Raw genomic sequence first — 21,405 nt, forward strand, 5'->3', positions numbered from 1 at the left:
CGTGGCCCGCCTCCTGGCCCGCTACGGAGTGAGCGATCGCCTGTCGGTCGCGCTGAACGTGCAGAACGTGTTCGACCGCAAGTACATCGCCGCGATGTCGGGCTGGTGGTACTCGGGCATGTACGGCGCGCCGCGCAGTGCGCAGGTGACGGCGCGCTACCGGTTCTGAGCCGGCGGGCCGAGCTCGGCGCCGCCGCGTCGGGTCGCCACCCATCGCACCATGAAAAAAGCCCTCGGAAGAGGGCTTTGGCGTTGCGCTGGGCGCGAAGGGGGCTTTTCAGCCGCCCTTCTTGGAGCGCTTGCCGGGGTTCTTCTTGCTGCGGGTGGCGACGCCACGCTCCAGGCTCACGCGCTGGCCGCGACCGGGGGTGGCCAGGGTCACGCCGGGCAGTGGCTGGGGACGGGGGGTGCGCTTGCGGTCGGCTTCGGTAACGATCTTGTTGCCCATTTGGGAGGCTCCTGGAGAGAAAAGTGAAAAACACGCTATTAGGCCACATCGTGCAGCCGTGCCCGGTGCGGGCCGTTTCCGCCCCTGCCGGGGCGCTGGGAAGTGCAGGGGGCCGCGCTCAGTCCGGCAGCACCGCGGTGGCCTCGATCTCGATGCGCGCGCGCGCTTCCATGAGGCCGGCGACCTGCACGCAGGCCATGGCCGGAAAGTGCCGGCCCAGCACCTCGCGGTAGGCCGTGCCAAGCTCTTTCAGGCGCGCGTTGTATTCCTCGCGGTCCACCACGTACCAGGTCATGCGCACCAGGTGCTCGGGACCGGCGCCGCCGGCCTCCAGCACGGCGCGCACGTTCAGGAAGGTCTGGCGGGCCTGGACGATGAAGTCGTCGCTCTCGAACTCCTGGCGGGCGTTCCAGCCGATCTGGCCACCCACGAAGAGCAGCGTGCCGCGGGCGGCCACGCCATTGGCGTAGCCCTTGGGGGGCGCCCAGTCGGGCGGTTGCAGTCGGGTGTGCAGGGTCATGTCTTGGGGGATGGAAGTGGGGCGTTGGCGGCCGCAGCGGCCGCGCTGTCGCGGGCCAGCGCGGCGGCCTGGCGCAGCTTGAAGCGCTGCAGCTTGCCGGTCTCGGTGCGCGGCAGGGCGGTGGCGAACTCCACGATGCGCGGGTATTTGAAGGGGGCGATGCTGGCCTTCACGTGGTCCTGCAGCGCCTTGGCCAGGGCGTCGTCGCCGGCATGGCCGGGGCGCAGCACGCAGATGGCCTTGACGACCATGCCGCGCTCGTCGTCGGGCACGCCGATCACGGCGCACTCGGCCACGGCGGGGTGGCGCAGCAGGGCATCCTCGACCTCGGGGCCGCCCACGTTGTAGCCGGCCGTGATGATCATGTCGTCGTCGCGCGCCTGGTAGAAGAAGTAGCCGTCGGCGTCCTGCACGAAGGCGTCGCCGGGGTGGTTCCAGCCGTTCTTCACGTAGTGGGCCTGGCGCGCATCGTCCAGGTAGCGGCAGCCCGTGGGGCCGATCACGGCGAGCTTGCCGACCGTGCCGCGGGGCAGCTCGCGCCCGCGCCCGTCCACCACCTTGGCCTGGTAGCCCGGCACCACGCGGCCGATGGCGCCGCGGCGCACCTCGCTGCCGGCCGACGAGATGAAGATGTGGAACATCTCGGTGGCGCCGATGCCGTCGGTCATCTCGATGCCGGTGGCGTCCTTCCACAGCTGGCGCGTGCCGTCCGGCAGGGCCTCGCCCGCACTCACGCAGGTGCGCAGCGCGGGCAGGCCCAGGGCCTTGGCGAAGGGCGCCATCTGCCGGTAGAAGGTGGGCGCGGTATAGCAGACGGTGGCGCCCACCTCGCGCATCAGCCGCACCATCACCTCGGGGGTGTAGGGCACGTCGGGGAAGTACACGCTCGCGCAGGCGGCCATGGGAAAGAGCAGCAGCCCGCCCAGCCCGAAGGTGAAGGCCAGCGGCGGCGATCCGACCACGATGTCCTCGGGCGTGGAGCGCAGCACGTGGTGCGGCCACGCGCCGCAGGCGGCGAGCACGTCGCGGTGGCTGTGCACCGGCGCTTTCGGGTGCCCCGTGGTGCCCGAGGTGAAGGCCATGAGCGTGATGTCGTCCGCCGCGGTGGGGCATGCGTGCAGCGGCGCGCAGCCGGCCGCGCGCACCAGCAGGTCATCGGCCGCCGGCGCGGTGTGGAAGGGCACGATGGCGCGCAGCACCGGGTGCTGCGCCTGCGCGGCCTGCAGCTCGTCCAGCAGCCGGCCGTCGCACAGCGCGGCGGCGGGCTGGGCGCGCTCGATCACGTCGGACAGCTCCCGCGCGCGCAGCAGCGGCATGGTGGCCACGGCCACCAGCCCGGCATGCACCACGGCCAGCCAGGCGAGCGCCATCTCGGGCGTGTTGCCGCCGCGCAGCAGCACGCGGTTGCCGGGCACCAGGCCCAGGCCGTCCACCAGCACGCGGGCGATGCGCGCGACCTCGTCCTGCGCCTGCGCGTAGGTCCAGGTGCGCGTGGGCGAGCGCAGCAGCGGCCGCCCGCCGTGGCCGGCCTGCGCGGCGCGCTCAAACAGCACCTGCACGAGGTTGGCCTGCGCCGGCACCTGCAGCGAGGGCAGGTCGTAGTGCAGCGCGGGCCACTGCTCGCGCGGCGGCAGGCGGTCGTGGACGAAAGTGTCGGTCTGTGCGCTCTGGGTCATGCCTGCTGCTCCTGCAAGACGGCTTTGCCGATGATGAGTTGCTGTACCTCGGTGGCGCCTTCGTAGATGCGCAGCGCGCGGATGTCGCGGTACAGCGATTCGATCTTGGCGCCCACCTCGACGCCGCGCCCGCCGTGCATTTGCAGGGCCATGTCGATCACGCGCTGGGCGTTCTCGGTGGCGGTCATCTTGGCCATCGCAGCGGCGACGCTGCGATTCCGGGCCTCTGCGGCGACGCTGCGATGGCGAGCCTCGGTGGCGTTGCCCGCCCGCCCAGATAGCAAGCTCTCGTCGCGCATCCAGGCCGCCCGGTACGTGAGCAGCGCCGCGCCATCGACCAGCGCCGCCATCTCGCCCAGCTTGGCCTGCGTGAGCTGGAAGTCGCCCAGCGTCTGGCCGAACATGCGGCGCGTGCGCGCATGGTGCACCGCCTCGACGAGCGCGCGCCGCGCCAGCCCCAACGCGGCGCCCGCCACCGAGGCGCGAAAGATGTCCAGCGTGCGCATGGCCAGCTTGAAGCCGCCGTGCAGCTCACCCAGCAGCGCATCGGCCGGCACGGTGCAGCCGTCGAACGCCAGCGTGGCCAGCGGGTGCGGCGCCATCACCTGGATGTGGCGCGAATCGTCCAGGCCCGGCGTGGGCGCATCGACGATGAAGGCGCTGATGCCGCGCGTGCCGCCGGCCGGGTCGGTCTTGGCGAAGACGCAGTAGAAGTCGGCGATGCCGCCGTTGCTGATCCACGTCTTGGTGCCGTTCAGCGTGTAGGCGCCCATGGCATCGCCCGCGGTATCGGAGCCATTCGGGCCCGATGCCGGCGGATTGTTTGCCTGTATCGCTATTGTTTTCATAGCGCCAACGTCGGAGCCGGCCTCGGGCTCGCTGAGCGCGAAGGCGGCGATCTTCTCGCCGCGTGCCACCGCGGGCAGGTAGCGTGCCTGCTGCGCGGCGCTGCCGGCCAGCGTGATGGCGCCGCTGCCCAGGCCCTGCATGGCGAAGGCGAAGTCGGCCAGGGGCGAGTGGTAGGCCAGGGTCTCGCGCAGCAGCACCAGCGCGCGGGAATCGAGTTCGGCCAGCGCGCCGCCGTGCGCGGCGGGCACGCAGTAGCGCAGCCAGCCGCCGTCGCCCAGGCGGCGCACCCACTCGCGGCAGGCGGCGCGGTCGTCGGATTCGTCCACCGCCTGCGCGGCGGCCCAGGGCACGAGGCCATCCATCAATGCCCGGTGGGCTTCGCCGAAGAACGGCAGGGCGAGGTGCGCCGTGGGCGGGGCGGTGGGCGCGGGGGGCGTGGCGGCGTGCATGGCCTCAATCCCCCGCGAACACGGGTTTCTGCTTGGCCGCGAACGCCTCGTAGGCGCGGCGGAAGTCCTGCGTCTGCATGCAGATGGCCTGCGCCTGGGCCTCGGCCTCGATGGCCTGGTCGATGGTCATGCTCCACTCCTGGCCCAGCATGGTCTTGGTCATGCCGTGCGCGAAGGTGGGGCCCTCGGCCAGCGAGCGGGCCGCGGCCTGCACGTGGGCGAGCAGGTCGGCCGATTCGTGCAGGCCGTTGAAGAAGCCCCAGGCCAGCCCTTCCTGCGCGGTCATCGCGCGGCCGGTGAACAGCAGCTCGGAGGCGCGGCCCTGCCCGATCATGCGCGGCAGCAGCGCGCAGGCGCCCATGTCGGCGCCGGCCAGGCCCACGCGGGTGAACAGGAACGCGGTGCGTGCGGCGGGCGTGCCGTAGCGCAGGTCGCAGGCCAGCGCCACCATGGCGCCGGCGCCGGCGCAGATGCCGTCGATGGCGCCCAGCACCGGCTGCGGGCAGGCGCGGATGGCCTTGACCAGGTCGCCCGTCATGCGCGTGAACTCCAGCAGTTCGGGCATGGTCATGCCGGTGAGCGGGCCGATGATTTCGTGCACGTCGCCGCCCGAGCAGAAGTTGCCGCCCGCGCCGGTCACCACCACGGCCTTCACGTCGGTCGCCGTGCGCAGCGCGCCGAAGAAGTCGCGCAGTTCGGCATAGCTCTGGAAGGTCAGCGGGTTCTTGCGCTCGGGCCGGTCCAGCGTGATGGTGCCCACGCCGCGGTCGAACTGCCAGGCGAAGTGCCGCGCCGCGTAGGGGGCCCGGGGCTCGAACTGCAGGCGCATGGGGTTGCCCGCGGAGATGTAGTGCTTCATGCGTTGGTTTCCTGGAGGGTGGGGGTGGCTGCCTGGGCGTGGGCCTTCACCTTGCCGAGCAGCCGGTGCAGGCTGGCGATGTCGCGCTCGCCGAGCGGGCCGAAGGCCTCGACGATCCACTGCGCGTGCGCGTGGGCCATCGCGTCGAACTGTTCGCGCCCGCGCGGCGTGAGCCGCACGAGGAACACGCGGCGGTCGCCCGCCACATCCACGCGTTCCACCAGCCCTTCGGCGACGAGCTGGTCGGTGATGCCGGTGACGTTGCCGCTCGTGACCATCATGCGGCGCGAGAGGTCCTTCATCTTCAGGCCCTCGGGCGCGCGTTCGAGTTGCGCCATCAGGTCGAAGCGCGGCAGCGTGGTGCCGAACTGGTCGCGCAGGCGGGTGCGCACCTGCTTTTCCACCAGTTGCGTGCAGGTGAGCAGGCGCAGCCACAGGCGCAGGGCCTCGGGGTGCTCGCTGGGAGCGGCGCCGTGCAGGCGGGCTTCGAGGTCCATCGTTTCAGTCCAGCGCATCGTTTGCTATTGTTTTAATAGCGTTATGCCCTAGTATCGATTGCGCTGGGGCCTGTTTTTGCTTGGAGGCCTCGCGCAGCAGCTGGTCGCGGCCCGGGCCGTAGGGGCGCGGCCAGTGCACGTGGCGACTGGCCGTCTCGCCCAGTTGCGCGGCGGCGTGCAGCGTCCAGGCCGGGTCGGCCAGGTGCGGGCGGGCGAGGGCGCACAGGTCGGCGCGGCCGGCGGCGATGATGCTGTTGGCATGGTCGGCTTCGCTGATGGCGCCCACGGCCATGGTGGCGATCTCCACCTCGTTGCGGATGCGGTCGGCGAACGGCGTCTGGTACATGCGCCCGTACACCGGCCGGGCGGCGCGCGTGGTCTGGCCGGAGGAGACGTCGATCAGGTCGCAGCCCGCGGCCTTGAACCACCGCGCCATCGCCACGGCGTCGTCCGGCGTGGTGCCGCCGGGCGCCCAGTCGTGGGCCGAGATGCGCACGCTCATGGGGCGCTCGGCGGGCCACACGGCGCGCACCGCCGCGAACACCTCGAGCGGGTAGCGGCAGCGGTTTTCCAGGCTGCCGCCGTATTCGTCGGTGCGCTGGTTGGTGAGCGGGCTGATGAAGCTGGCCAGCAGGTAGCCGTGCGCGCAGTGCAGCTCCAGCCAGTCGAAGCCGCAAGCGGCGGCGCGCCGGGCGCTGGCCACGAAGGCGGCGGTGAGCGCGTCCATGTCGGCGCGCGTCAGCGCGGCGGGCGTCTGGTTCTGCGGGCCGTAGGGCAGGGCGCTGGCGGCGCGCAGCGGCCAGTTGCCGTGCGGATCGCCCTCGGGCAGGGGCTCGTCCGTGCCCTCCCAGCCCACGCGCGTGGAGCCCTTGGGGCCGCTGTGGCCCAGCTGCAGGCCGATCTTCGCGCGGCTGCTGCCGTGCACGAAATCCACGATGCGCGTGAATGCGGCCTGCTGCATATCGTTCCACAGCCCGGTGCAGGCGGGGGTGATGCGGCCGTCGGGCGTGGGGGCGGTCATCTCCACCATCACCAGCGCCGCGCCGCCGAGGGCGCGGGCGCCCAGGTGCACCAGGTGGAAGTCCTGCGGCACGCCCTCGACCGCGCTGTAGGTGGCCATGGGCGAGACGACGATGCGGTTATCGAGCGTGAGGCCGCGCAGCGTGAAGGCCGTGAGCATGGGCGGCACCGCGGCGCTGCTGTCGCCGGGCACGCCGGCGGGTGCCGGGGCGGGCGCCGCGCCGACCCTGGGGCGCGCCTGGGCCAGCCAGGCCTCGTAGCCCTCCAGCCAGCACGCATCGCGCAGGCGCAGGTTCTCGTGGCTGATGCGCTGACTGCGCGTGAGCAGCGAATACGCGAACTGCTCCACCGGCAGCCGGCTGTAGCGCGCCACGTTCTCGAACCACTCGGTGGAGTTGCGCGCGGCGTTCTGGATCTTGAGCACCTCGACGCTGCGGCGCGCCTCGTAGTCGTGCAGCGCCTGCTCCAGGGTCGCGCCGGTGGCCAGGGTCTGGGCCAGGTCGATGGCGTCTTCCAGCGCGAGCTTGGTGCCGCTGCCGATCGAGAAATGCGCCGTGTGCGCGGCATCGCCCATCAGCACGATGGGCACCGCCTTGCCGCCGATGGTTTCGCGGTGCACCCAGGTGCGGCAGATCACGCGCGGAAAGCGGATCCAGTTGGCCGAGCCGCGCAGGTGCGTGGCGTTGCTGATGAGCGCGTGCCCGCCCAGGTAGGGCGCGAAAAGCCGCTCGCAGAAGGCGATGGCCTCGGGCTGCTCCATGCGGTCCAGCCCGTGGGCCTGCCACACGGCCTCGGGCGTCTCGACGATGAAGGTGGAGGTGTCGGCGTCGAACTGGTAGGCGTGCGCCTGGAACCAGCCGTGCTCGGTCTCTTCGAACGCGAAGGTGAAGGCCTCGAACTTCTGGTGCGTGCCCAGCCAGACGAAGCGGCACTGGCGCAGGTCGATGTCGGGCTGGAAGACCTCGGCATAGCGCGTGCGGATGCGGCTGTTCAGGCCGTCGCTGGCGATCACCAGGTCGGCTCGGTAGCGCGCGGCGAGCGCCTGGTCGTCGGCCACGTCGGTCTCGAACACCAGCTCCACGCACAGCGCCAGGCAGCGCTCCTGCAGGATGTTGAGCAGCCGCTTGCGCCCGATGCCGCAAAAGCCGTGGCCGCTGGAGCGCACGCTGCGCCCGCGCAGGAACACCGCCACGTCGTCCCAGTGGTTGAACGCGTCGCCGATCTGCGCGGCGGTTTCGGGATCGGCCGCCTGCAGGTTGGCCAGCGTCTGGTCCGACAGCACCACGCCCCAGCCGAAGGTGTCGAACGGCCGGTTGCGCTCCACCACCACGACGCGGTGCGCCGGGTCCTGCCGCTTCATCAGCAGGGCGAAATAAAGGCCGGCGGGACCACCGCCGATGCACAGGATGTTCATGTGAAAGCAGTTTATGCTTAAACGAATTGCTGTCAATGGGGCCTGTGCCGATCGGGCGCGTCCGTGTCGGACAACGGCCATTGACGAGGCGTTGGGGCGGTTCAAGAATCGACGGCCATGAAACCGCTGCTGCACGCCCTGCAAGCCCGGCTGGAATCCCTGCCGGTGGACCTGTCGCTCGAACTGCCCGGCGGGCAGCGGCTGGGCCGCGCGCAGGCCCCGGTGGCACTGCAGTTCCGCGACCGCCGTTCGCTGGCGGCGCTGCTCTCGGGCGAGGTGGGCGACCTGGGCGCGGCCATCGTCGAGGGGCGCGTGCGCTTCGAGGGCCGCATGCGCGATCTGGTGGCGGCCGCCGCCGCGCTGCTGCACGGCGACCCGGCGCGCGAGCAGGCCGGGTGGTGGACGCGCATGATGGCCCGCGCCCGCTCGCGCGCGGTGCACACCATCACGCGCGACGCGCAGCAGGTGCGGTTCCACTACGACCTGTCCGACGACTTCTACGCCCTGTGGCTGGACCCGCGCCGCGTGTATTCGTGCGCCTACTACCGCGACGGCACCATGGACCTGGCCCAGGCGCAGGAGGCCAAGCTCGACCACATCTGCCGCAAGCTGCGGCTCGCGCCGGGCCAGCGCTTCCTGGACATCGGCGCGGGCTGGGGCGGGCTGCTGCTGTGGGCGGCCGAGCACTACGGCGTTGACGCCACCGGCATCACCCTGTCGCGCAATCAGCACGCGCACGTGTCGCGCCTCATCGCCGAGCGGGGCCTGTCGGGCCGCGTGCGCATGGAACTGCGCGACTACCGCGAACTGCAGCACCCCGAGCCCGCGCCGTTCGACCGCATCGCCTCGGTGGGCATGTTCGAGCACGTGGGCCGCGCGCACATGCCCGATTACTTCGCCACCGTGCGCCGGCTTTTGCGGCCCGGCGGGCTGCTGCTCAACCACGGCATCACCTCGGGCGGCGTGGACAACGCGCAGCTGGGCGCCGGCCTGGGCGACTTCATCGAAAAGTACATCTTCCCGGGCGGCGAACTGCTGCATGTGAGCGCCGTGCTGCACGACCTGGCGGCCAGCGGCCTGGAGATGGTGGACACCGAGAACCTGCGCCCGCACTACGCGCGCACGCTCTGGGCCTGGTCCGACGCGCTGGAGGCGCGGCTGCAGGAAGCGCTGCGCGTGCTCTCGGCCGGGGTCGGCGCGCCGCAGGGCGAGCGTGCCCTGCGCGCCTACCGCCTCTACCTGGCCGGCAGCGCCATGGGATTCGAGCGCGGCTGGATGGCCCTGCACCAGATGCTGGCCGCGCGGCCCGACGGCGACCTGGCCACCGGCGCCCTGCGCGGTGCCCAGTCGGACTATCCTTTCACCCGCGACTACATGCATGCACGCACCAGCCCCGCCGGGCATTGACGGCCGCAAGCCACCCCATCACCCCTACCGACCCACCCAACCCACCTCACCAAGGACCCTCGCCACCCATGCTGTACAAGTTCAAATCCCGCGCCACCGCCGACGTCATCATGCTGGAGGCCAACGGCCGCCAGCTGCTGCAGATCATGGGCAAGGGCACCGACCCGCACGGCATCGTCACCGCCGCGCAGATCCCCGCCGCGCTCCAGGCACTGGAAGCCGCCGTCACGGCCGACGACGCCAAGGGTCGGCCCGATGCCGACGAGGCGCAGGGCAACGAGGACGACGATGCGGGCGAGCGCCCCGACACCGTGCGCTTGCGCCAGCGCGCGGCGCCGATCATCGACATGCTCAAACGCAGCGCCGCGGAAGGGCACGACGTGGTCTGGTGAGCCAGGCCAGGCCGGACCGGCGCTGCGGCAGGCCGCCACGAGGCCGGGCACGCGGGCGTCGGCCGCGGCACGCAAGGCCCTCCTGGCAGCGAGGGTGAAGGCCAGGATGGAAGCCGGCGTGCCGGATTTTTCAGCCGCGAAAGTTTCGAATTTCCGCAGCGCGGCACCCGTGGTACCGATCGGGCGGGCCCAGCCTTAAAAGTTCTGAAACCTGCTTCAGCGCGGCATGGAAAGCGTGAATTTCAGGACCCGCGCGCCTACAGTTCGAGTCCGAAGCCAGGGGTCGAGCGACCGACACGCGAGACCCGGGCCCACCGCCCACTGTGGGCACCATACCCTGCGTTCTCACCGCTTTTCATGTTGACCCTCGTTCCGCGCGGCATCCGCAACCACAATCCCGGCAACATCGTGCGCGACCACATCGGCTGGCGCGGCATGGCCGAGGACCAGTCGGCCGACCCCCGGTTCGTGGTGTTCTGCGAGCCGTACTGGGGCCTGCGTGCCATGGCCCTGCTGCTGCGCAACTACCAGGCCAAGTACCAGCTGTGCACCATCGACGGCATCATCCGCCGCTGGGCGGCCTGCGGCGAGTGCGACCCCTGCGACTACGTACGGCAGGTCGCCGGCAGCCTGGACATCAGCCCGCACGCCTTCATCTGCCTGAACGCCGCGACCCTGCCGCCGGTCATGCGCACCATCGTGCAACTGGAAAACGGCATGCAGCCCTACCCGGATGGGTTGATCGCCCGGGCGGTCAGCGGGTACTGAGCACCCACTGGGGGGCGTGCCCCCCGCCACCGCGATTCAGTCCACCTTCGCTCCCGACGCCTTCACCACCTTGGCCCACTTGCGGTGTTCGCTGTCGATGTGTTTGGCGAAGTCGGCCGGCGAGTTGCCGCCGGGGATCGCGCCCTGCGCCAGCAGGCGCTCCTTGACGGCCGGGGTGGCGAGGGCCTTGGCGGTTTCCTGCTGGATGCGGGCCACGATCTCGGGCGGGGTCCCGGCGGGGGCGAGCAGGCCGAACCACGAGCTGGCCTCGTAGCCCTTGAGATCCGGGCCGCCGACCTCCTCCACCGTGGGCACATCGGGCAGGGCGGGCGAGCGGTGGGCGCTGGTCACGGCCAGGGCCTTGAGCTTGCCGGCCTTGATCTGCGCCATGGAAGACGGCAGGTTGTCGAACATCACGTCCATGTTGCCGCCCACCAGGTCCAGCAGCGCGGGGCCGGAGCCGCGGTAGGGCATGTGCAGCATGTAGGTCCCGGTCATGCTCTTGAACAGCTCGCCGGCCAGGTGGATCGAGGTGCCGTTGCCGCTCGATGCCATGTTCAGCTGGCCCGGGTGGGCCTTGGCGTAGCGGATGAAGTCGGGCACCGACTGGATGCCCAGCGTGCGCGCCTTGTCGGCGTTGATCTCCATCACGTTGGGCACGGCCGCCACCAGGGTGATGGGCACGAAGTCCTTGATGGGGTCGTACGGCAGCTTGCTGTACAGCGCGCGGTTGATGCCGTGCGTGCCAACCGTGCCCATCAGCAGGGTGTAGCCGTCGGCCGGCGACTTGGCGACCACTTCGGCGCCGATGTTGCCGCCCGCGCCGCCCCGGTTGTCCACGATGAACTGCTGGCCGAAGGCGCGGCCCAGCTCAGGCGCCACGGCGCGCGCCAGGATGTCGGTGGTGCCGCCGGGGGCGAACGGCACGACGATGCGCACCGGCTTGGTGGGCCATGCGCCGGACTGGGCATGGGCGCCGGGCATCGCGTTCCAAAGGCCGGCGGCCAGCAGCAGGGCGGCGAGCGCCAGTGCGCGGCGGCGCGGCGTGGCAAGGGGCTGGCGAAGGGTCTTGGACGGGGTGGCGGAAAAGCGCATGGGGATCGGTCCTTGGGGCTGGCGGTCAATCCCCCGTTGTAGGCCCCGCTGCGCGAGGCGGGCAGAGGGATGACCCGTAGGCCGGAGCGCGTTCCACGCCTCGCAAAATGCGCGCCCCAAGAAAAAACCGCCCGGGGCGCAAGGCCTGGGGCGGTCGGGGCGATGCGCGGGCGCTGCGTGTGGCGCAGTGCCCGGCCCGTCAGTGGGATCAGTCGGATCAGTCGGCGTAGGTGCCGGCGGCCTTGATGATGGGGCCCCACTTGTCGATCTCGGCCTGCACGAACTTCTTGTGCTCGGCCGGTTCGACGCGCTGGTCGGCCGCCACCACGGCGCCCAGGCCTTCCTGCTTCTTGATGAAGTCGGGGTCCTTCAGCGCGGCCTTCAGGGCGTCGTTGAGCTTCTTGAGCACGTCGGCGGGCGTGCCCTTGGGCGCGTACAGGCCGTGCCAGATCGTGACCTGGAAGTCCTTGACGCCGGACTCGGCCAGCGTGGGCAGGTCCTTGAGGGATGGCGTGGTGAGGCGCTTGGGCGTGGTGACCGCGTAGGCCTTGACCTTCTTGGCCTCGATCTGCGAGGTGGTGTTGGTGGTCTGGTCGCACAGCAGGTCGATCTGGCCACCGATCAGGTCGGTGATGGCGGGTGCCGTGCCCTTGTAGGGCACGGGGGTCATCTCGACCTTGATCGCGCTCTGGTACAGCAGGCCGCACAGGTGGGACGCGGCGCCCAGGCCCGCATGGCCCAGGTTGATCTTGCCCTTGTTCTGCTCGATCCAGGTGGCCAGTTCCTTGTAGTTGTTGGCGGGCAGCGTGGGCTTAGCGATGAGCGTCATGGGCACGTCGTTCACGACGCCCAGGTACTCGAAGTCGTTGGGCACGCTGAACGGCAGCTTGCGGTACAGCGCCGGCATGGTGGCCATGGCGATGTGGTTGAGCAGCAGGGTGTAGCCGTCGGGGTTGGCACGCGCCACCTTGGCGGTGCCGATGCTGCTGCCGGCACCAGCAGCGTTGTCGATCACCACGCTCACCCCACCCAGCGGCTTGCGCATGGCCTCCGCCAGATCGCGTGCCACGCGGTCGGTCGGGCCACCGGCGGCGAAAGGAACGACGATCGTGACCGTCTTGTCCTTGGAGGGAAAACCCTGCGCCTGCGCGCCGAAAGCGGCGGCCACGGCAACGGCCACCAGTGCGGTCTTGAATGTAGTTTTCATGAGGTTCCTTTGAAAAGACGCGCCATGATAGCCACCGGTTTTTACACCGCCATCAAGGTAATTACTTAGCAGTAACGTGTAGGGGTTTAAAGGTTTATAGGCCTGCAGCGCTGGTCTGTATTGGTTTTTCAGCTATTAATATGGGAGCGGCGGGTGCGACGATGCAGTGGGCGGCTGCCGGGCTCATCGATAGCTGCGTGCGTCCTCGATCACACGGCCGTCGTTGGGCAGCGTGCCGGGGGCCACCATCTCGACCTCGCCGCGCAGCTTGGTCTGCTCGCGCATCGCCTCGGCCAATTGCACGGCCAGGCCGGCGGCGGTCTCGGTGGTTTCCACGCGCAGCAGCATCTGGTCGCTGGCCATCTCGCCGCTCACCACCAGGCGCGCGCGCAGCACCTGCGGAAAGCGCCGCACGATGTCGGCCACCTGGCCGGGGTGCACGAACATGCCGCGCACCTTGGTGGTCTGATCGGCCCGGCCCATCCAGCCCTGGATGCGGGTGTTGGTGCGGCCGGTGGGGCAGGTGCCGGGCAGCACGGCCGAGAGGTCACCCGTGCCGAAGCGGATCAGCGGGTAGTCGGGGTTGAGCGTGGTCACCACCAGTTCGCCCACCTCGCCTTCAGGCACCGGGTCGCCGGTGCCGGGCCGCACGATCTCCACGATCACGCCCTCGTCCAGCACCAGGCCTTCGCGCGCGGTGGTTTCGTAAGCGATCAGGCCCAGGTCGGCCGTGGCATAGCACTGGTAGCCGGCCACGCCCCGCCCGGCCAGCCAGTCGCGCAGCGAGGGCGGAAACGCCTCGCCCGAGACCAGGGCCTTGCCCACGCTGGGCAGCGGCGTGCCCAGCTCGGCCGCCTTGTCCAGCAGGATCTTGAGAAAGCTCGGCGTGCCGATGTAGCCCGCGGGTTTCAGTTCGGCCATGGCCTGCACCTGCTGCTCGGTCTGGCCCGTGCCGCCCGGGAACACCGAGCAGCCCAGCGCATGGGCGCCGGTCTCCATCATCGAGCCGGCGGGCACGAAGTGGTAGCTGAAGCTGTTGTGGATCAGCTCGCCGGGCCGAAAGCCGGCGGCGTGGATGGCGCGCGCCATGCGCCAGTAGTCGCGCCGCGTGCCCTCCGGTTCGTACAGCGTGCCGGGGCTGGCGAACACGCGCGGCATGGCGGCGCCGAACGACAGCGCGCTGAATCCGCCGAACACGTTGGTGGCACGGCCGGCCTGCTGGCGCGCGAGCAACTCGTGCTTGCGCGTGACCGGCAAGGTAGCCAGCGCCTGGCGCGTGGCGATGCCCGCCGGATCGATGCCCTGCAGGATGCCGGCGAACGCAGGCGAGGCCCGCTGCGCATGCGCCACCTGCGCGGGCAGCGCGGCCATCAATGCGCTTTCGCGGGCTTCGGGCGGGCGGGTTTCGAGGTCGTCGTAGAAAACGCTCATGGATATACCTCCGGGGTGCACGTTCTGGGTGTGCTGGGGATGGGAGACAGGCAAACGGTGGGCTGGACTGCGCCGCGCGGTCGCGGCGCGCCGGATTCGCGGTGGACCTAGGCCAGCCAGCGCTTGCGGCGCTTGTAGCTCTTGACGTCCTTGAAGCTCTTGCGCTCGCCGCCGCCGACGCCCAGGTAGAACTCCTTCACGTCCTCGTTGTTGGCCAGGTCGCTCGCCGCGCCGTCCATCACCACGCGGCCGCTTTCCATGATGTAGCCGTAGTCCGAGTATTTGAGCGCCATGTTGGTGTTCTGCTCGGCCAGCAGGAAGGTCACCTTTTCCTTGGTGTTGAGGTCCTTCACGATGTTGAAGACCTCCTCCACGATCTGCGGCGCCAGGCCCATCGAGGGCTCGTCGAGCAGCACCATGCTGGGGTTGGCCATGAGCGCGCGGCCGATGGCGCACATCTGCTGCTCGCCGCCCGAGGTGTAGGCGGCCTGCGACGTGCGGCGGGTCTTCAGGCGCGGGAAGTACGCATACACCTTCTCCAGGTTGGCCGCGATCTCGGCGCGGCTGGTGCGGGTGTACGAGCCCGTCATCAGGTTCTCTTCGATGGTGAGGTGGGCGAAGCAGTGGCGCCCCTCCATCACCTGCACCACGCCGCGCTGCACGAGGTCGGCGGGCGAGAGGTTCTCGATGCGCTCGCCCCGCAGTTCGATGCTGCCCTTGGTGACCGCGCCGCGCTCGCCCTGCAGCAGGTTGGAGATGGCGCGCAGCGTGGTGGTCTTGCCCGCGCCGTTGCCACCCAGGATGGCGACGATGCCGCCTTCGGGCACCTGCAGCGAGACGCCCTTGAGCACGAGGATCACGTGGTTGTAGATGACCTCGATGCCGTTGACGTTCAGGACGATGTTTCTGGGTTCCATGGTGTTGCCTTCGCTGTGCCAATCGAAAGCGCTGCGGTGCAACGCTTTCGATTGGCGGCTGTGAACACAGCCTCAAAAAACCGGCGCGCCCCACGCCAGCAGACGCCGCGCAAGGGCCGCCCCGCGGCGCTGGCGTCGTCCCCCTTCCGCTTCGCACAGCGAAGCCAGAGAAGGGGGAAGCCGCGCAGCGGCTCAGGGGGTTGTCCTTAGCTCTGGCAGTCGGCCGCATCCCGCCGCGTCATCTTCTTGTCGGCCAGGTACTTGTCGGAGCCGGCCTTGATCATGGGCTTCAGGATCTGCTCGTCGGCCTGGTACCAGTCGGAGGAGAAGTCCCACTTCTTGCCGTCCCAGGTGTGCACGCGCGACCAGGTGGAGCCCATGTGGTCGGAGCAGCTCGTGGACAGCGGCCGCATGATCCCGTCGAAGCCCAGCGCGTCGAGCTTCTTCTGATCGAGCGCGAGGTTCTCCATGCCCCAGCGCACCTGCTCGCCGGTCATGACCTTGCCCTTGCCGAAGCGCTCCTGCGCGCGGCGCACGGACTCGACGGCCAGCATCTGGATGATCACGCCGCGCGTGTACAGCACCGATCCCACCTCGTCCTTCGGCCCCGTGCCCTGGCCCTTGTCGTGCACGTTCTTCAGGATGTCCTGGATCACCTTGGACTGCGTGCCGTAGCCGTTCAGCGCCAGCGCGTGGTAGCCCTTGGCGCCTTCGCCCACGTCGCGCACGTCCGGCTCGGCGCCGGCCCACCACACGCCATAGAGCTTGTCGCGCGGGAAGCCCGTGGCCTGCGCTTCCTTCAGGGCGGTGGAGTTCATCACGCCCCAGCCCCACAGCAGCACGTAGTCGGGGCGGCTCTGGCGCACCTGCAGCCAGGTGGCCTTCTGCTCCACGCCGGGGGCGGTCACGGGCAGCATCTGCAGCTCGAAGCCGTGCATCCTGGCGCGCTCCTGCAGCACCGGAATGGGCTCCTTGCCGAAGGGGCTGTCGTGGTAGACCAGCGCGATCTTCTTGCCCTTGAGCTTGTCCAGCCCGCCCGCCTGCTTGCCGATGTGCTGGATCAGGATGTCGGCGCCCGTCCAGTAGCTGCCCATGAAGGGGAAGTTCCACTTGAAGGCCATGCCGTCCTGCGCGACCGACAGGCCGTAGCCCAGCGTCATCAGCGGGATCTTGTCCACCGGGGCTTTTTCGGTCAGCGCGAAGGTGATGCCGGTGGCCTGCGGATCGAACAGCGCCACGCCGGGGCGGCCCTTCAGGCGCTCGTAGCACTCCACGCCGCGGTCGGTGGCGTAGCCGGTCTCGCATTCCTCGAACGTGAGCTTGACGCCGTTCACGCCGCCGTCGCGCGCGTTGATCATCTTGATGTAGTCCTGCTTGCCGTTGGCCCACGGCACGCCGTTGGGCGCATACGGCCCCGTGCGGTACGACAGCAGCGGAAAGAACTGCTCCTTGGCCTGCGCGACGGCGCTGGTCGCCACGGACGCACTGCCTGCCGCCACGAGGGCAGCGATCACGAGTTTCGAAAGCTTCATTTGTCTCTCCTTGGAAATTGAATGGATTGAAGCGCGGGGGGGAACCGGGTGGATCAGTGTGGGAAGGGCCACAAGCGCAGCTTTTGCTTGGCCGTGGACCACAGCTTGGCCAGGCCGTGCGGCTCGACGATGAGGAACCACACGATGAGCGCGCCGAAGATCATCAGCTCGGCGTGCGACACGCCGGCCGTGGAGATGTGGATGCCGAACAGGCCCATCAGCGCGGGCAGGAACTGGTTGAGCACGATGGGCAGCACCACGATGAAGGCCGCGCCGAAGAAGCCGCCCATGATCGAGCCCAGCCCGCCGATGATCACCATGAACAGCAGCCGGAACGACACCTCCACCGAGAACGCCGCGGGCTCCCACGCGCCCAGGTGCACGAAGGCCCAAAGCGCGCCGGCCATGCCCACGATGAACGAGCTGACGGCGAAGGCGCTGAGCTTGGCGTACATGGGGCGGATGCCGATCACCGCGGCGGCCACGTCCATGTCGCGGATGGCCATCCACTCGCGGCCCACCGCGCCGCGCACCAGGTTCTTGGCCAGCAGCGCCACCACCACGAGCAGGGCGAGGCAAAAGAGGTACTTGGACTGCGCGCTCTCGATGGGCATACCGAACACCTGCAGTCCGTTGACCGACACCGAGCCCGAGTCGGAATTGTTGGTGAACCACTTGATGCGCAGGAACATCCAGTCGCTGAAGAACTGCGCTGCCAGCGTGGCCACCGCCAGGTACAGCCCCTTCACGCGCAGGCTGGGCAGCCCGAAGAGGATGCCGAAGAACGTGGCGCACAGCCCGCCCAGCACGATGGCCGGAATGAGCGGCAGGCCCGGCACGCGCACGAAGAAGTTGTAGGCCCCGTAGGCGCCCACGGCCATGAAGGCCCCCGAGCCCAGCGAGATCTGCCCGCAGTAGCCCACGAGGATGTTCACGCCCAGCGCGGCCATGGACATGATGACCAGCGGGATCAGGATGGCGCGGAAGAAATAGTCGCTCGCCAGCATCGGCACGGCGATGAAGGCCACGGCCAGCAGCACCACCATGGCGATGCGGTCCTGCGCGATGGGAAAGATCTGCTGGTCGGCGCGGTAGCTCGTCTTGAACTGGCCGTTTTCGCGGTAGAGCATGGCGTGTCTCCTGTGTTCTTGTCGTTATGGTTTACACGCGGTCAATGATCTTCTCTCCGAACAAGCCCTGGGGCCTGAAGAGGAGAAAGACCAGTGCCAGCACGTACGCGAACCAGATCTCGATGCCGCCGCCCACGAACGGGCCCAGGTACACCTCGGAGAGCTTCTCGCCCACGCCGATGATCAGTCCGCCGATGATGGCGCCCGGCACCGAGGTCAGGCCGCCCAGGATCACCACCGGCAGCGCGCGCAGCGCCACCGTGGTGAGCGAGAACTGCACGCCCAGCTTGCTGCCCCAGATCATTCCGGCCACGAGCGCCACCACGCCCGCCACGCACCACACGATCACCCAGATGCGGTTGAGCGGAATGCCGATGGACTGCGCCGCCTGGTGGTCGTCGGCCACGGCGCGCAGCGCGCGGCCGGTGGAGGTCTTCTGAAAGAAGATGCTCAGCAGGATCACCAGCCCCGCGGCGATGGCGGCGGCGATCACGTCTTCCTTATTGATGAGCACGCCGCCCTCGAACATCGATTCGAGGGCGAAGATCGGCTCCTTGGGCATGCCGATGTCGATCTTGTAGATGTCGCTGCCGAACATCGTCTGGCCCAGGCCTTCGAGGAAGTAGGTGATGCCCAGCGTGGCCATGAGCAGCGTGGCGCCTTCCTGGTTGACCAGGTGGCGCAGCACCAGCCGCTCGATGCACCAGGCCACCACAAACATGAGCGCGCCGGCCAGGACGAAGGCCGCGATGCCGGCCAGCAGCCGGCTGTCGATGCCCGTCCATTGGGGAATCCATTCGGACAGCCGCGCCATCGCGAGCGCTGCGAACAGCACCATCGCGCCCTGCGCGAAGTTGAAGACGCCCGAGGCCTTGTAGATCAGCACGAAGCCCAGGGCCACCAGCGAATACAGCATGCCCGCCATCAGGCCGCCGATCAGGGTTTCGAGAAAGAAAGCCATGGTGTGTGTTCTCCGGTCAGTGCGAGGTGCCGAGATAGGCGCTGATCACGTCGTCGTTGCTGCGCACTTCGTCGGGCGTGCCGTCGCCGATCTTCTTGCCGTAGTCGAGCACGACCACGCGGTCGGAGATGTCCATCACCACGCCCATGTCGTGCTCGATGAGCACGATGGTGGTGCCGAACTCGTCGTTCACATCGAGGATGAAGCGGCACATGTCCTGCTTTTCCTCCACATTCATGCCGGCCATGGGCTCGTCCAGCAGCAGCACCTGCGGCTCCATGGCCAGGGCCCGGCCCAGGTCCACGCGCTTTTGCAGGCCGTAGGGCAGCTGGCCCACGGGCGTCTTGCGCCAGGCCTGGATCTCCAGGAAATCGATGATGCGTTCGACGAACGCGCGGTGGCGCATCTCCTCGCGCTCGGCCGGGCCGATGCGCAGCGCCTGCAGGAACAGGTTGATCTTGATCTTGAGGTTGCGCCCCGACATGACGTTGTCGATCACGCTCATGCCCTTGAACAGCGCCAGGTTCTGGAAGGTGCGCGCCACGCCCATCTCGGCCACCTGGCGCGAGTTCATGTGCGAGAACGTCTTGCCCCGGAAGGTGATGGAGCCGTCCTGCGGCGCATAGACGCCGTTGATGCAGTTGAGCATCGAGCTCTTGCCCGCGCCGTTGGGGCCGATGATGGCGCGGATCTCGTGCTCGCGCACGTTGAACGAGATGTCGGTGAGCGCTTTCACGCCCCCGAACCGCAGGCTGATGTTCTGGACGTCGAGGATGACGTCGCCGATCTTCTTGGTGGTCATGGTGGGGTCTTGCGGCGTTGCGGTCAGGCGGCCTGCTTGGTCGGGGCGAAGGTCCGGGCGTCGTCGAGCTTGAGCGTGGCGCTCACGCTGCCCGTGCGGCCGTCCTCGAACTTGACCTGCGTCTCGATGAACTGTTCGGTGCGGCCGGCGTACAGCGCCTCCACCAGCGTGCCGTACTTGTCGGCGATGAAGCCGCGGCGGACCTTGTTGGTGCGCGTGAGCTCGCCGTCGTCGGCATCCAGTTCCTTGTGCAGCACGAGAAAGCGGCTGATCTGGCTGCCCGCCAGCAGCGCATCGCCCGCGAGGTCGGCGTTCACCTTCTCCACGCAGTCGCGGATCAGCTCGTACACCTCGGGCTTTTGCGCCAGGTCGGTGTAGCCCGCGTAGGGCAGGTTGCGGCGCTCGGCCCAGTTGCCCACGGCGTCGAAGTCGATGTTGACCATGGCGCACACCTTCTCGCGCCGGTCGCCCAGGGCCACGGCCTCCTTGATGTACGGAAAGAACTTGAGCTTGTTCTCCACGTACTTGGGCGCGAACATGGCGCCGTCGTTGGCGCCGCCCTGGATGCGGCCCACGTCCTTCACGCGGTCGATGATCTTGAGGTGGCCGTGCGCATCGAGGAAGCCCGCATCGCTCGTGCGATACCAGCCGTCGGCCGTGAGCACCTCGGCCGTGGCGTTGGGGTTCTTGTAGTACTCCTTGAGCAGGCCGGCGGACTTGACGAGGATCTCGCCGTTGTCGGCCACCTGGATCTGCACGCCGCGGATCGGCACGCCCACGGTGTCGGCGCGCGCCTGGTGGTCGGGCTGCAGGCACACGAACACGGCGGTCTCGGTGGAGCCGTACAACTGCTTCAAGTTGATGCCGATCGAGCGGTAGAAGGTGAACAGGTCCGGCCCGATGGCCTCGCCGGCCGTGTAGGCCACCCGCACGCGCGAAAAGCCCAGGTTGTTGCGCAGCGGGCCATAGACCAGCAGGTCGCCCAGCGCGTACTTGATGCGGTCCAGCAGGCCCACGGGCTGGCCGTCCATGCGCGCCGGGCCCACGCGGCGGGCCACCGCCATGCAGGCGTGGAACATCTTGCGCTTGAGCGCGCCCGCGTCTTCCATGCGGATCATCACGCTGGTGAGCAGGCCCTCGAAGATGCGCGGCGGGGCGAAGTAGTAGGTGGGGCCGACCTCCTTCAGGTCGATGGAGACGGTGCCGGCCGACTCGGGGCAGTTCACCACGTAGCCGCAGGCCAGCCACTGCGAGTAGCTGAAGATGTTCTGCCCGATCCACGCGGGCGGCAGGTAGGCAAGCACCTCCTCGGCGGACGTCAGGCGGTCGAACTCGGCGCCGGCCTGCGCGCGGTCGAGCAAGGTGGCGTGCGTGTGCACCACGCCCTTGGGGTTGCCCGTGGTGCCCGAGGTGAAGAACATGGCCGCCACGTCGCCGGGCTGTACCCGGTCGACCTGCGCGTGGAACCAGCCGGGGTTCTGCGCCACGAAGGCGGTGCCGGCCTCCACCAGCGCATCGAGCGATGCCAGGCCCGGCTCGCTGTAGTTGCGCAGGCCGCGCGGGTCATCGAAATACAGGTGCGACAGGGTGGGGCACTGCGCGCGGATCTCCAGCAGCTTGTCCACCTGCTCCTGGTCTTCCACCACGCAAAAGCGCACTTCGGCGTTGTTGAGCGGGTAGATGCATTCGGCGGCCACCGCATCCTGGTACAGCGGCACGGGAATGGCGCCCAGCGACTGCGCCGCGAGCATGGTGGCATACAGGCGCGGGCGGTTGGCGCCGACCACCACCAGGTGCTCGCCCGCCTGCAGCCCGGCCTGGTGCAGGCCGGCGCACAGCGTCTCCACCATCGCGGCCAGGCCCGACCAGGTGCGGGTCTGCCAGATGCCGTATTCCTTTTCGCGCAGCGCCGCGTCGGTGGGCCGTTCGGCGGCGTGCCGCAGCAGCAGTTGGGGGAAGGTGGTCGTCATGCCTGTTCCTACCGGTGGTGTCCGCCGAGGCTGCTGGCGGGGCGCGCAGCCATGCAAGGGA

Annotated in this window: 20 protein-coding genes; 4 read left to right on the forward strand and 16 right to left on the reverse strand. The window is 69.3% G+C overall.

The window, feature by feature from the left end:
* Position 1: 1 nt before the first annotated feature.
* Positions 2-169 carry a TonB-dependent receptor gene (locus tag M5C96_RS02910; RefSeq protein WP_272567027.1) on the forward strand — a complete coding sequence of 56 codons (168 nt, stop codon included), beginning with the start codon at positions 2-4 and terminating at the stop codon, positions 167-169.
* Positions 170-277: 108 nt separating this feature from the next.
* On the opposite strand, the gene M5C96_RS02915 is transcribed toward M5C96_RS02910, so the two are convergent.
* The 7 genes from M5C96_RS02915 to M5C96_RS02945 form a co-directional block, all read right to left on the reverse strand.
* A complete protein-coding gene (locus M5C96_RS02915; protein WP_272567028.1) occupies positions 278-448 on the reverse strand; it encodes a hypothetical protein in 171 nt (56 codons plus the stop codon).
* Between the two features lie 118 nt (positions 449-566).
* The gene (locus tag M5C96_RS02920) at positions 567-962 is read right to left on the reverse strand and encodes a RidA family protein (RefSeq protein WP_442867381.1); all 396 of its coding nucleotides are present in this window, start codon (positions 960-962) and stop codon (positions 567-569) included.
* 2 nt (positions 963-964) lie between these two features.
* Positions 965-2,644, reverse strand: coding sequence for an AMP-binding protein (locus M5C96_RS02925; RefSeq protein WP_272567032.1), 1,680 nt, complete (start codon positions 2,642-2,644; stop codon positions 965-967).
* Positions 2,641-3,942 carry an acyl-CoA dehydrogenase family protein gene (locus M5C96_RS02930; protein WP_272567033.1) on the reverse strand — a complete coding sequence of 434 codons (1,302 nt, stop codon included), beginning with the start codon at positions 3,940-3,942 and terminating at the stop codon, positions 2,641-2,643. The genes M5C96_RS02925 and M5C96_RS02930 overlap by 4 nt, the downstream gene beginning before the upstream one ends.
* A 4-nt stretch (positions 3,943-3,946) precedes the next feature.
* Positions 3,947-4,801: an enoyl-CoA hydratase family protein gene (locus M5C96_RS02935; protein ID WP_272567034.1), complete on the reverse strand. Its 855-nt coding sequence runs from the start codon at positions 4,799-4,801 to the stop codon at positions 3,947-3,949.
* Entirely contained in the window at positions 4,798-5,298 is a 501-nt protein-coding gene (locus M5C96_RS02940; protein WP_272567036.1) for a MarR family winged helix-turn-helix transcriptional regulator, read from the reverse strand. Before M5C96_RS02940 ends, M5C96_RS02935 begins: the two co-directional genes overlap by 4 nt.
* 4 nt (positions 5,299-5,302) lie before the next feature.
* Entirely contained in the window at positions 5,303-7,732 is a 2,430-nt protein-coding gene (locus tag M5C96_RS02945; RefSeq protein ID WP_272567038.1) for a bifunctional salicylyl-CoA 5-hydroxylase/oxidoreductase, read from the reverse strand.
* Between the two features lie 117 nt (positions 7,733-7,849).
* On the opposite strand from M5C96_RS02945, the gene M5C96_RS02950 reads away from it, so the two are divergent.
* The 3 genes from M5C96_RS02950 to M5C96_RS02960 all read left to right on the forward strand — a co-directional run bounded on the left by M5C96_RS02950 (position 7,850) and on the right by M5C96_RS02960 (position 10,299).
* A complete protein-coding gene (locus tag M5C96_RS02950) occupies positions 7,850-9,139 on the forward strand; it encodes an SAM-dependent methyltransferase (RefSeq protein ID WP_272567041.1) in 1,290 nt (429 codons plus the stop codon).
* A gap of 68 nt (positions 9,140-9,207) precedes the next feature.
* Positions 9,208-9,531, forward strand: a complete 324-nt coding sequence (locus M5C96_RS02955; RefSeq protein ID WP_272567043.1) for a DUF1840 domain-containing protein — start codon at positions 9,208-9,210, stop codon at positions 9,529-9,531.
* 357 nt (positions 9,532-9,888) lie between these two features.
* Positions 9,889-10,299: a structural protein P5 gene (locus M5C96_RS02960; protein ID WP_272567044.1), complete on the forward strand. Its 411-nt coding sequence runs from the start codon at positions 9,889-9,891 to the stop codon at positions 10,297-10,299.
* A gap of 36 nt (positions 10,300-10,335) precedes the next feature.
* Here M5C96_RS02960 and M5C96_RS02965 read toward each other — a convergent pair whose 3' ends face one another.
* From M5C96_RS02965 to M5C96_RS03005, 9 genes are all read right to left on the reverse strand, one after another.
* On the reverse strand, positions 10,336-11,394 hold the full coding sequence (locus M5C96_RS02965) for a Bug family tripartite tricarboxylate transporter substrate binding protein (RefSeq protein WP_442867352.1): 1,059 nt from the start codon (positions 11,392-11,394) through the stop codon (positions 10,336-10,338).
* A 217-nt stretch (positions 11,395-11,611) separates the two neighbouring features.
* The gene (locus tag M5C96_RS02970; protein ID WP_272567045.1) at positions 11,612-12,601 is read right to left on the reverse strand and encodes a tripartite tricarboxylate transporter substrate-binding protein; all 990 of its coding nucleotides are present in this window, start codon (positions 12,599-12,601) and stop codon (positions 11,612-11,614) included.
* 183 nt (positions 12,602-12,784) lie between these two features.
* Positions 12,785-14,032: a phenylacetate--CoA ligase family protein gene (locus M5C96_RS02975; protein ID WP_272567046.1), complete on the reverse strand. Its 1,248-nt coding sequence runs from the start codon at positions 14,030-14,032 to the stop codon at positions 12,785-12,787.
* Between the two features lie 107 nt (positions 14,033-14,139).
* Entirely contained in the window at positions 14,140-14,949 is an 810-nt protein-coding gene (locus tag M5C96_RS02980; RefSeq protein WP_272567047.1) for an ABC transporter ATP-binding protein, read from the reverse strand.
* Between the two features lie 206 nt (positions 14,950-15,155).
* Positions 15,156-16,481, reverse strand: a complete 1,326-nt coding sequence (locus M5C96_RS02985; RefSeq protein WP_272567049.1) for an ABC transporter substrate-binding protein — start codon at positions 16,479-16,481, stop codon at positions 15,156-15,158.
* Between the two features lie 53 nt (positions 16,482-16,534).
* Positions 16,535-17,611 (reverse strand): branched-chain amino acid ABC transporter permease, encoded by a 1,077-nt coding sequence (locus tag M5C96_RS02990; protein WP_272567051.1) that lies wholly within the window; start codon positions 17,609-17,611, stop codon positions 16,535-16,537.
* Between the two features lie 31 nt (positions 17,612-17,642).
* On the reverse strand, positions 17,643-18,572 hold the full coding sequence (locus M5C96_RS02995) for a branched-chain amino acid ABC transporter permease (protein ID WP_272567053.1): 930 nt from the start codon (positions 18,570-18,572) through the stop codon (positions 17,643-17,645).
* Between the two features lie 16 nt (positions 18,573-18,588).
* Positions 18,589-19,374: an ABC transporter ATP-binding protein gene (locus tag M5C96_RS03000; protein ID WP_272567054.1), complete on the reverse strand. Its 786-nt coding sequence runs from the start codon at positions 19,372-19,374 to the stop codon at positions 18,589-18,591.
* A 23-nt stretch (positions 19,375-19,397) separates the two neighbouring features.
* Complete coding sequence (locus tag M5C96_RS03005) at positions 19,398-21,344, reverse strand: AMP-dependent synthetase/ligase (protein WP_272567056.1); 1,947 nt, start codon at positions 21,342-21,344, stop codon at positions 19,398-19,400.
* Positions 21,345-21,405: the final 61 nt, after the last annotated feature.

Origin of the sequence: Acidovorax sp. GBBC 1281 (assembly GCF_028473645.1) — a bacterium.
GTDB lineage: Bacteria > Pseudomonadota > Gammaproteobacteria > Burkholderiales > Burkholderiaceae_C > Paracidovorax.